The 10,813-nt window shown below is 69.9% G+C and carries 5 protein-coding genes and 1 rRNA gene (1 of these 6 running past the window's edge); 4 read left to right on the plus strand and 2 right to left on the minus strand.

From position 1 onward, the window contains the following. Positions 1-86 precede the first annotated feature (86 nt). The gene (locus tag WMF28_RS10525) at positions 87-2,618 is read left to right on the plus strand and encodes a DUF3656 domain-containing U32 family peptidase (RefSeq protein ID WP_437602032.1); all 2,532 of its coding nucleotides are present in this window, start codon (positions 87-89) and stop codon (positions 2,616-2,618) included. Between the two features lie 67 nt (positions 2,619-2,685). On the opposite strand, the gene WMF28_RS10530 is transcribed toward WMF28_RS10525, so the two are convergent. Continuing rightward, entirely contained in the window at positions 2,686-3,987 is a 1,302-nt protein-coding gene (locus WMF28_RS10530) for a trypsin-like serine protease (RefSeq protein WP_437602034.1), read from the minus strand. 591 nt (positions 3,988-4,578) lie between these two features. Here WMF28_RS10530 and WMF28_RS10535 point away from each other — a divergent pair. Next, positions 4,579-5,829, plus strand: coding sequence for a metallophosphoesterase (locus WMF28_RS10535; protein ID WP_437602035.1), 1,251 nt, complete (start codon positions 4,579-4,581; stop codon positions 5,827-5,829). A gap of 112 nt (positions 5,830-5,941) precedes the next feature. Here the strand turns inward: WMF28_RS10535 and WMF28_RS10540 are convergent, their stop codons facing one another. After that, positions 5,942-6,208: a hypothetical protein gene (locus tag WMF28_RS10540; RefSeq protein WP_437602036.1), complete on the minus strand. Its 267-nt coding sequence runs from the start codon at positions 6,206-6,208 to the stop codon at positions 5,942-5,944. 286 nt (positions 6,209-6,494) lie between these two features. Here WMF28_RS10540 and WMF28_RS10545 point away from each other — a divergent pair, with 286 nt between their 5' ends. Both WMF28_RS10545 and WMF28_RS10550 read left to right on the plus strand, forming a co-directional pair. Beyond that, positions 6,495-8,882: a glycoside hydrolase family 9 protein gene (locus WMF28_RS10545; RefSeq protein ID WP_437602037.1), complete on the plus strand. Its 2,388-nt coding sequence runs from the start codon at positions 6,495-6,497 to the stop codon at positions 8,880-8,882. A 1,055-nt stretch (positions 8,883-9,937) separates the two neighbouring features. Further along, positions 9,938-10,813: ribosomal RNA gene (locus WMF28_RS10550) — 16S ribosomal RNA — on the plus strand (it continues 681 nt past the right edge of the window).

The following is a 10,813-nucleotide window of genomic DNA, read 5'->3' on the forward strand; positions in this document are numbered from 1 at the left end:
CGGCCGAGCGCGCCGGACGCGACGCTTTCCAGGATGCCGCTCGTGTCAGGGCGACAACGGCGCCACCCCTTGCTAGAACCGCCCGCATGATGCGGCCCGCGCGCCCTGAAGTCCTCGCCCCGGCCGGTGATCGCGCTGCCCTCGAAGCCGCCGTGCGCGGCGGGGCCGATGCCGTCTACTTCGGCCTCCGGGGGGGCGCCGCGGGCGGCGGCGCGGCGGCGTCGTCGCCCTTCAACGCCCGCGCCCGGGCCGCGAACTTCGACGCAGCGGAGCTCGCGGAGACGATGCGCTTCCTCCACGCCCACGGCGTGAAGGGCTACGTCACCCTGAACACGCTCGTGTTCGACGACGAGCTCCCGGCGGTCCGCGGCGCGATCGAGGCGTGCGCGTCGGCCGGCGTCGATGCGGTCATCGTCCAGGACCTCGCGGTGATGCGCCTCGCGCGGGCGCTCGCGCCCGGGCTCCCGATCCACGCCTCCACGCAGATGACCTGCACCGACGCGGCCAGCGTCGAGCTCGCGCGGTCGCTCGGCGCCGCGCGGGTCATCCTCGCCCGGGAGCTCTCGCTCGACGACATCGCCGCCATCCGCCGGGCGACCGACGTCGAGCTCGAGGTCTTCGTCCACGGGGCGCTCTGCATCGCCTACTCGGGGCAGTGCCTCACGAGCGAGGCCATCGGCGGCCGCAGCGCCAACCGCGGCGCCTGCGCCCAGGCCTGCCGCCTGCCCTACCGCCTCGTCGTCGACGGCGCGCTCCGCGACCTCGGCGACGCGGCGTACCTCCTTTCGCCGGAGGACCTCGACGCCACCGACGTCATCCCCGACCTCGTCGCGCTCGGCGTCGCCTCGGTGAAGATCGAGGGGCGCCTCAAGGGCCCCGAGTACGTCGGCGCCACCGCGCGGCTTTACCGCGCCGCCATCGACGCGGCGCTCGGCGCCGGGGCCGGCCCCGGGGCGACGGACCGCGAGGCGGCGCTCCAGGCGTTCTCGCGCGGCTCGGGGCCCGGCTTCCTGCGCGGCGTCGACCACCAGCGCCTGGTCGACGGCCGCACCTGCGACCACCGCGGCATCGAGGTCGGTGAGGCGCGCGGCGCCGGCCGCCGGCGCGGCCACGAGGTCGTTGTCGTGCGCGCCGCCCGGCCGCTAGCGCGCGGCGAGGGGATCCTCGTGGAGGGGGGCTTCGCCGGCGAGGGCGAGCTCGGCGGCCGCATCTGGGGCCTGTGGATCGACGGCCGCGAGGTCGAGCGCGCGCCGGCGGGCGGCGACGTCGAGGTGTGGCTCGGCCCGGATCGGCCCCTGCCGGACGACGTGCTGCGCGGCGCGCGAGGGCTGCGCGGGCGCCGGGTCTTCCGCACGAGCGACCCTGCGGGCGCGCGCGCGGTCCGCGAGGCGCTCGATCGCGCCCCGCGCCGCGTGGCGATCGACGTCCGCCTGGAGGGCCGCCTCGGCGAGCGCCCGCGGCTCTCGGCGTCGACCGAGGACGGCGCGTCGGCCGCCGTCGAGCTCGACGCCGCGCTCGGCCGCGCCGACAGGTCGCCGCTCGACGAGGCCACGCTGCGCAAGCAGCTCGATCGGCTGGGCGACACGCCGTTCGTCCTGCGCGGCGTCGGGCTGTCGCTCGACGGGCCGGCGCTCGTGCCGCCGTCGGCGCTGAACCGCGCCCGCCGGGCGCTCGTCGCGGCGCTCATCGAGGCGTCGCACCGCCCCCATGCGTGCGCTCCGCTGCCGGCGGAGGGGCTCCTCGCCGGTGCCGTCCCCCCGGCGATCGAGCCGCCGCCGCCCGGCCTCTTCGTGCTGTGCCGCAACGTGCGCCAGGCGCGCGCGGCGCTCGACGCCGGCGCGAGCGGCGTCTACCTCGATTTCCTGGAGATGGTCGGCCTCGGGGCCGCGGCGCGCGAGCTCATCGCGGCCGGAGCCTCCGTGGCGGTCGCGCCGCCGCGGATCCGCAAGCCGGGCGAGGAGAAGATCGACAGGTACCTCCTCTCGCTCGGGCCGGCGGCGATCCTGGTCCGCAGCTTCGGCGCGCTGCTCGACGCCTCGCCGGGCGTGCCCCGGATCGGCGATTTCTCGCTCAACGTCACGAACAAGCTGGCCGCGCGCGAGGTCCTCTCGCGCGGGCTCGCCGCGTTCACGCCGTCGTTCGACCTCGACGCCGCGCAGCTCGCGGCGCTGCTCGACTCGCCGTTCGCGCCGTTCGCCGAGGTGGTCGTGCACCACCCGATGCCGCTCTTCCACATGGAGCATTGCGTCATCGCGGCGGTGCTCTCGGAGGGGAAGGATCATCGCACCTGCGGTCGCCCGTGCGACAAGCACGCGCTGTCGCTGCGGGACCGGGCGGGGATGGATCACCCGCTCGAGGCGGACGTGGGGTGTCGGAACACGGTGTTTCACGCGGCGCCGCAGAGCGCGGCGCACCTCGTGCCGGAGCTCGCGAAGAGCGGCGTGCGCCGGTTCCGGATCGAGCTCGTGCGCGAGGACGCCGACGGGGCGCGGCGGGTGGTGGAGGCGTACCGACGGCTGCTCGCCGGGGAGGCGGCGCCGGCGGAGGTCGCGCGCGGGCTGCGGGCCGAGGGGAGCTATGGAGTGGTGAGGGGGTCGCTGCGGGTGCTGCAGGCGTGAGCGGGGGAGGGGGAGCGAGGTTGCGGGCCTCCCTCACTCTCCGGGGATCGAGGTCGGGGACTCGCTCCTACAAGCGCTCGATCAGGAAGCTTCGGGTCTTGTCGTCGAAGCCGTGGGAGGCGAGGTTCGCGTCTGTCGTGAGGACGCGCGACCCGGTCGAGTATTGCAAGAACCAGTCGTAGAGCGTCACCTGGAAGCCGGGGGGGACGCGGACGGAGCTGGCCCTCTGGTCCCAGTAGGCCCAGGGGCCGCCGAGAAAGACGGCGGGGCCGACGCCGTACAGGAACGATTCGCCCGAGAAGTTGGCGTGCTCGTAGAAGGTGACAACGTCCAGTTGCGGGTCCGAGGCGTTCGAGACGACGATGCCCGAGATCGCGTCGTTGAAGCCCGCGGCCACGAGATCCGTGTCCGAGGTGAAGATGCGCACCTCGCCCCCGAAGTTGTGGTGGATGAAGGCCGTGACCCGGAGCCCGGCGGGGACCTTGATGGCGCTCGCGCGGTTGTCGCCGATGATCGTCGTGTTCGGGAGGTTGTGCTGGCCGAGCCCGAAGCCCTGCGAGATGCCGGAGAAGTTCGAGAGATCGTAAAGCACGACCTGGTTGCTGGGGTGGACGGTGGGGGCGCCGGCGATGGTGGCATCGATCCAGGCGCGGTGGCGCGCCACGTCGACGCCGGTGACCGTCGCGTGCAGGTTCGTGCCGTCCTGTCCGTTCGAGGCCGAGAACACGGCGACCTGACGCCCGTCGACGAACCACGGGCCGCCGGAGTCGCCGCTCCAGCCCGCGCCCGTCACGCCGGTCGCCTTGAGCTCCTCGTCGGAGTGCCAGCCGTTGATGTGGAGGGTCGCCTTCTTGAGCGACGGCGCCATCACCAGCGGCGTGCCCTCGCTCCCCCAGCCGTAGGCCGTCGCGTCGCTGCCGATCCAGGTCGACGTCGCCTCGGCGAGCTGGACGAACGGGCCATCGGCGTCCTCGGTCAGGTGGAGCAAGGCGATATCGGCCACGGCCGAGGGCACCTCGACGGCGTCGACCTCGATGCGCTGGCCTCCGAGGTACGTGTTGCTGCCGACGCGCACCGCCGACGTCTCGCCCTCGTCCGCGATGCAGTGCTGCGCGGTGAGCACCCAGCGCGCCGCGACGAGGGTGCCTGTGCACTGGTAGAAGTCGCCCGTGCTCCCGCGCACGTCGAAGACCTGGACGGCCCAGGGGCTCGCCTCGGCGACCTCGCCGCCGACGATCGCGGACGAGTGCGACTCGAGCGCCTCGAGCGGCTCGTCCGACGCTTCGGCGCCCGCGCAGGCCGTGAGACCGAGCGCGGCGCCCGCGCAGACCACGAGACAAAGCTTGTTACCAAGTTCTTTCTTCTTCATTCTGTCTCCACATCATCATTCATGTTCGGATGATCGTTTGCGCCGAGGGAGTCCGCCTCCGCCAGGCGGCTGCCGGCGTCATCGAGGTCAAGCCAGCGATCGTCAGCAAGCAGATTGATGGGGCCTGCGATGACGGCATGCCCGGCTCGGCGGCGGCGCCTCCGGGCAGACCCATGGGCGCACCGGGTCGATTACGGTGCAGGGACCGCCGGAGCGGGAGGCCCGGAGGCGGGCGCGCGAAGCCCGCCCGCGACCGCTCAAGAATCACCTACCGAGTATGCTGCGTTCCCCGGCGCGGCGCCAGGCGGCGATCTGGAACGGCCGCGTTCGAGGCGTGGAACAAGGGGCCATCCCGCTGTTCGCATCGAGCTGCATCTTTATGATGGGCGCGCCGACCGGGGCAGCGCCGGCCACGACCTGGCCATCGGGACAAGCTGGAGTTGGGCGGTTCCAGCGAGGTTCATGGCGATCACTTGAGCCTCATCCGCCCGGGATTGGGCGCCGCTTCGACCCCTCGAGCGGCCCCGGGCGCCTGGCGCGGACGCGCTGGACGCGGGAGACTTGGCACCCGACCAGGCAAGGCAGGCCGCGGTGGCTCTGCGCGCCTGGGTCGCCTGGAGCCGTCGATTGAAGTTCCTCTCCCCCGTCGTCCTGTTCTGGGTGGCCTCCGTCCTGGCCTGGCTCCTCGTCGTCGTGGCGGCGAGGCGCCGCCGCGGCCAGCTCTACGCGCGGTTCGTCGGCGTGCTGCTCGGCATCCATACCCTGATCGCGTGCGCCCTCTTCCGCCACGCCGGCCCGCTCGCCCCGGCGTTCGCGGTCCTCCAGGGCGCGGTGTATCTGCACTTCCTCCTGCTCTCGCGCCCGCGGATGCGCCCGCTCGCCTACAGGCTGCTCGTCAGCATCCCCGCGTCCTACTTCGTCGCGGCGATCTTCCTGTCGTTCCCGTGGGCCATCGCGAGCGGCCTCGGGGCGACGCCGTACGGCCTCTGGGTGCCCTTCGCCCTCGCCGGCATCGGCATCGTCCAGTCGCTCACCGCCCGCCGCGAGGAGGTCGAGATCGTCGTCGACCGCGCTCCGGTCGAGGGGCTGCGCCGCCACCCGCTCCCGCGCGCGGAGGCGCTCGACGCGCGCCGCCCCCTTTGCATCGTCCAGATCACCGACCCTCACATCGGTCCCTTCATGTCCGTCGCGCGGCTCCGCGGCATCTGTGAGCGCGCGGTCGAGCGCGAACCCGATCTCGTCGTGCTCACCGGCGATTACCTGACCATGGAGTCGCAGGACACCGCGGAGCACCTCGCGGAGGCCCTGTCCCCGCTCCGCGCCCTGGAGGGCCGTGTGTTCGCGTGCCACGGCAACCACGATCACGAGTCGCCCCGCCACGTCGCGACCGCGCTCTCCCGGGCGGGGGCGCGCCTGCTCGTCGACGATGCGGCGCTCGTCGAGACCGCCGCAGGGCCGGTCCAGGTGCTCGGGATGGACTTCCATTACCGCGATCGCGCGGAGCGCATGGCGGCGGTCTGCGCCCGGCACCCGCGCGTGAAGGGGGCGCTCCGGCTCATCCTGCTCCACGATCCAGGCGCGTTCCGCCTCCTCGGCGAGGGCGAGGGCGATCTCGTGCTCTCGGGCCACACCCACGGCGGGCAGCTCGGCCTCGTCAGCCTCGGCGGCTCCTGGACCATCCTACGGCTCTTCGTGAACATGCCGGATCACGGCCTGTGGGCCCGCGGCCCCGACCGGCTCTACGTGCACCGCGGGACAGGACACTACGGCTTTCCCCTGCGGCTCGGCGTGCCCGCGGAGGAGAGCGTCCTCAAGGTGCACTTCGCCGGCGACGGCGCTTGACGGGTCGGGCGCTGTCGCCCCGCCGGCCGGCGATTGTGCAGCGGATATCGCGAGGGGGAATTAAACGCAAAGACGCAAAGACGCGACCACTACCCGGGTGCGCGGGGGCGGCTCAGGCCTTCCCGAGGAACTTGCGTACCTCGGATTCGATGGTGCTGCCGGGGACGATGAACGGCTTGTCCGTGATGTCGACGGAGAAGCTCTGCGCGGCGACGGAATAGGTTCCCTTCACCGTCCCCGCCGGCGTGGGCACCGAGAAATCGCCCTTGCCCTCGTTGCCGCTGAACTTGCCGCCGGCCTTCTCGATCGCTGCCTTGGCCTTCGCGACGATATCTTGAGAGGGACCGCTGAAGGGGACTGAGAAGCTGTGCTTTGCCATGTCGTCTCCTTGGAGTGCTCGGTCGCGATCCAGGTGCGACGCGATGCTCGGCGGAGCCTAGTGTGGCCGCGCCAGCGGCACCAGCGCGAATCGACCGGGGCCCGAGCGCCACGCTCGAGCACCACGGATGCGCGCGCGCCGGCTCCGTGGCCTCCGGAGGCCGCGGGCTCGCAGGACGGCGCGCCCCCCGCGGGATTCAACGCGCCGGCGAGGATTGGGCTTGACAAGATGGGCAAAATTGCCGCTTTTTGTGCGCTTCTTGCACACAGCCGTGAACCGAGGACTTATGAACCACCCCACTCTCAAGCCGTGGATCCTCAACCGATCGGGGCGGGTGTCCGCGCTCGTGCTCGGCGCGCTCGGCGCGCTCGGACCGAGCGCTGGATGCGCGACCTCGCACGGCCCCGGAGCGGAGGTCGCGCCCTCCGCCGGCGCTGACACGGGCGCCGCGGGGAGCCCCGAGGCCGCGCGGACCAACCTGCTCAAGGCCTCCGACTTCAACGACAACAAGAGCCTGCCCTGGACCACCTCGTTCACCGCGCCGGGCGCGGGCAGCGCCGAGGTGAAGAACGGCGCCTATTGCGTGACGGTGACGAACAAGGGGTCGAACAACTGGGACGCCCAGTTTCGCCACCGGGAGATGGTGATCCAGAAGGGTCACAGCTACACGATTCAGTACAAGGCCTGGGCGTCCGCGCCCACGAAGGCGCGCCCGAAGGTCGGCATGTCGGGCCCGCCTTACGATGAGTACTGGTCGGACACCGTGGAGCTCGGCACCGAGCCCAAGACCTTCTCCGGCAAGTTCTCGATGGGGAAGGCCGATGACGCCACGGCGGAGCTCGCGTTCCACATCGGCGGCGCCATGGCGTCGGCCAAGGAGCCGTTCGAGGTCTGCATCGACGACATCCGCCTGGACGACCCGCAGTTCAAGGCCGCCGCGCCCGTGGCCGAGGCGACGGCGCCGAAGGTCGCCGTGAACCAGGTCGGGTATCTGCCCGGCGCGATCAAGATCGCCAGCGTGAGCAACGCGGCGACCGCGCCGCTCGCGTGGGAGCTGCTCGACGGCGCCGGCAAGCCGGTCGCGCGCGGCCAGACCAAGGTCTTCGGGAAGGACGGCGCCTCCGGCGATCACGTCCACCTCGTCGACTTCACGATCATCAAGGCGCCGGGCCAGGGCTACGTGCTCAAGGTGGGGGAGGAGAAGAGCTTCCCGTTCGACATTGGAACGGGCCTTTACCAGAAGCTCAAGTACGACGCGCTCGCGTATTTCTACCACAACCGGAGCGGCATCGAGATCAAGATGCCGTTCGCCGGCAAGCCCGAGCTGGCGCGCCCGGCGGGGCACCTCCACGACAAGAGCACGCGCTGCCTGAAGGACAGCGGCTGCGACTATGCGCTCGACGCGTCCCGCGGCTGGTACGACGCCGGCGACCACGGCAAGTACGTGGTCAACGGCGGCATCTCGGTGTGGACGCTGCTCAACTGGTACGAGCGCACGAAGCACCTCGGCGCCTCGAGCGCCGACTTCGCGGACGGCAAGCTCAACATCCCCGAGGGCAAGAACGGCGTGCCCGACCTCCTCGACGAGGCCCGCTGGGAGCTCGAGTTCCTGATGGGGATGCAGGTGCCGGAAGGCAAGCCGCTCGCCGGCATGGTGCACCACAAGATGCACGACGACGCGTGGACGGGCCTCGGCCTCGCGCCGCACGAGGACAAGCAGCCGCGCTCGCTCCACAAGCCGAGCACCGCGGCGACGCTCAACGTCGCGGCCACGGGGGCGCAGTGCGCGCGCATCTGGAAGACGGTGGACGCGGCGTTCTCGGCGAAGTGCCTGAAGGCCGCCGAGCGCGCCTGGGCGGCGGCGAAGCAGACCCCGGCCCTCTACGCGCCGCCCGGCGGCGACAAGGGCGGCGGGCCCTACGACGATACGGACGCCAAGGACGAGTTCTACTGGGCCGCGGCGGAGCTCTTCGTCACGACGGGGAAGCCGGAGTACAAGCAGTTCCTGCAGGCCTCGCCGCTCAACGCGCGGTTCCCGACGGAGATCGAAGGGGGCGCGGCGTCGATGAACTGGCGGGTCACCGACGGGCTCGGCCAGATCTCGATGGCGATCGTGCCCGGCCACGTGGACGCGGCGTGGCAGAAGGAGATCCGCGGCCGCATCGCGAAGGCGGCCGACCAGTACCTCGCCATCGCCGACAAGGAGGGGTACCGGACGCTCGTCGCTCGGACGCCTGCAGGCAAGTACGACTGGGGCTCGAACTCGGGCGTGCTGAACAACATGCTCGTGGTGGCGCTCGCCCACGACTTCACCAAGCAGCCGAAGTACCTCGACGGAGTGGTGCTCGGCATGGACTACCTCCTCGGGCGCAACCCGCTCGGGCAGTCGTACGTGACGGGCTATGGCGAGAAGCCGCTCGAGAACCCGCACCACCGGTTCTGGGCCCATCAGGCGAACAGCAAGTACCCGAAGGCGCCGCCCGGCGCCGTGTCCGGCGGCCCGAACTCCTCGCTCCAGGACCCCCATGTCCAGAGCGCCGGCCTGAAGGGGTGCGTCGCGCAGCGGTGCTTCGTGGACCACATCGAGGCCTGGAGCGTCAACGAGATCACGATCAACTGGAACGCGCCGTTCGCGTGGGTGACCGGCTTCCTCGACGAGAAGGCACGGCAGTAGCCGAGCAAGCGAGCCAGCGCGGCGGCCGGGCCGGAGGCGACCGCCCCGGCGCGACCGCCGCGTCGCGGCGTCCGGCTGAGGCCGGCCGTGAGCGCGGAGCCGCTTGGCTGCCTGTCGGTGCGGTTGAGCCTCGTTGCGGCTGCACCCTGGGTGCGCCCGTGACTGCCGGGGCCGCCACGACGGTTGACATCCCGATGTCAAGACTTAAATAAAGACAGCCGTCGGCACTGGCGCGCAGCAGCGCTGCCGTACTGCGGCGCTGAGAACCTGAAGAGGCCGGTGAACAGAACAAGCCGGCAGCTCTTCAGGTCGCTCGGTTTCTCTTCTCCCGCACGCTTCCCGCACGCTCGCAGCCTGGAACCGCAGATTTGGACGAGCTGGAGCGGCGCGTGGCGCGCGAGCGTTGACAGTTTCACGGCGTGGGTATAGGGTAGGTCCTGACGAATCGCCGAGGCCGTCGAACCGAGCTGGACCACAGCTCTCGTTCTGTCGGCCTTGGTCGCTCCGGCGACCTTCTCGAAGGAGAAGGTTGACAGTCTCGCCGCAGGATTCTAGAGTAAATCCTCGCACACCGGCAGAGCCGGAGGGCGCGAAAGCCTTCGAGTGGTTCCTGTAGTATCTGGAGCTCGAACGCTTGTAGCTCTCCAAACTGTCCGGCGGGTCTCTCGAAGTCAGTCTCTCGAAAGAGAGGGTTGACAGCCTCGCAAAGGGGTTCTAAGAAGGGCCCCCCGCGCATCGGTGGACGCGGAGAGTCGGCGGACGAAGGTTCGTGCCTCTCTGGGCCGCTCGATAGGCGGGCTTCGTCAGAGGTGAACGTCGCTGCGATACCTCCCCAGGGGGAGGCGATCGAGGCGAGCCGGCTCCTCGGCGAAGATCGGTGTGGAACACGGCAAGCAGCTCGCCCGGCGAGCCGCCTTGCCTGCTCGGTCCTTGAAAACTGGGTTGTGTGCCTACGAAGTGACGTGGGTTCAAAGGCGAGCGCAAGCTCGACCTCGCACGTCATAATATGACGAGCAAATCAGGCGGTCTTAGCCACCGCCTGACGCAACAGGATTTAACTGGAGAGTTTGATCCTGGCTCAGAACGAACGTTAGCGGCGCGCTTAACACATGCAAGTCGAGCGAGAAAGGGCTTCGGCCCCGGTAAAGCGGCGCACGGGTGAGTAACACGTAGGTAATCTGCCCCCAGGTGGTGGATAACGTTCCGAAAGGAGCGCTAATACAGCATGAGACCACGTCTTCGAAAGAGGATGGGGTCAAAGCCGGCCTCTTCATGAAAGCTGGCGCCAGGGGATGAGCCTGCGGCCCATCAGCTAGTTGGTAGGGTAATGGCCTACCAAGGCGTAGACGGGTAGCTGGTCTGAGAGGATGATCAGCCACACTGGAACTGAGACACGGTCCAGACTCCTACGGGAGGCAGCAGTGGGGAATCTTGCGCAATGGGCGAAAGCCTGACGCAGCGACGCCGCGTGAGTGATGAAGGCCTTCGGGTTGTAAAGCTCTGTGGAGGGGGACGAATAAGGGTTGGCTAACATCCAGCTCGATGACGGTACCCCTTTAGCAAGCACCGGCTAACTCTGTGCCAGCAGCCGCGGTAAGACAGAGGGTGCAAACGTTGTTCGGAATTACTGGGCGTAAAGCGCATGTAGGCGGTTCGTAAAGTCAGATGTGAAAGCCCTGGGCTCAACCCAGGAAGTGCATTTGAAACTCACGAACTGGAGTCCCGGAGAGGAAGGCGGAATTCTCGGTGTAGAGGTGAAATTCGTAGATATCGAGAGGAACATCGGTGGCGAAGGCGGCCTTCTGGACGGTGACTGACGCTGAGATGCGAAAGCGTGGGGAGCAAACAGGATTAGATACCCTGGTAGTCCACGCCGTAAACGATGGGTGCTAGGTGTCGCGGGCTTTGACTCCTGCGGTGCCGTAGCTAAC

This window comes from Sorangium sp. So ce590 (genome assembly GCF_051521365.1).
GTDB lineage: Bacteria > Myxococcota_A > Polyangia > Polyangiales > Polyangiaceae > Sorangium.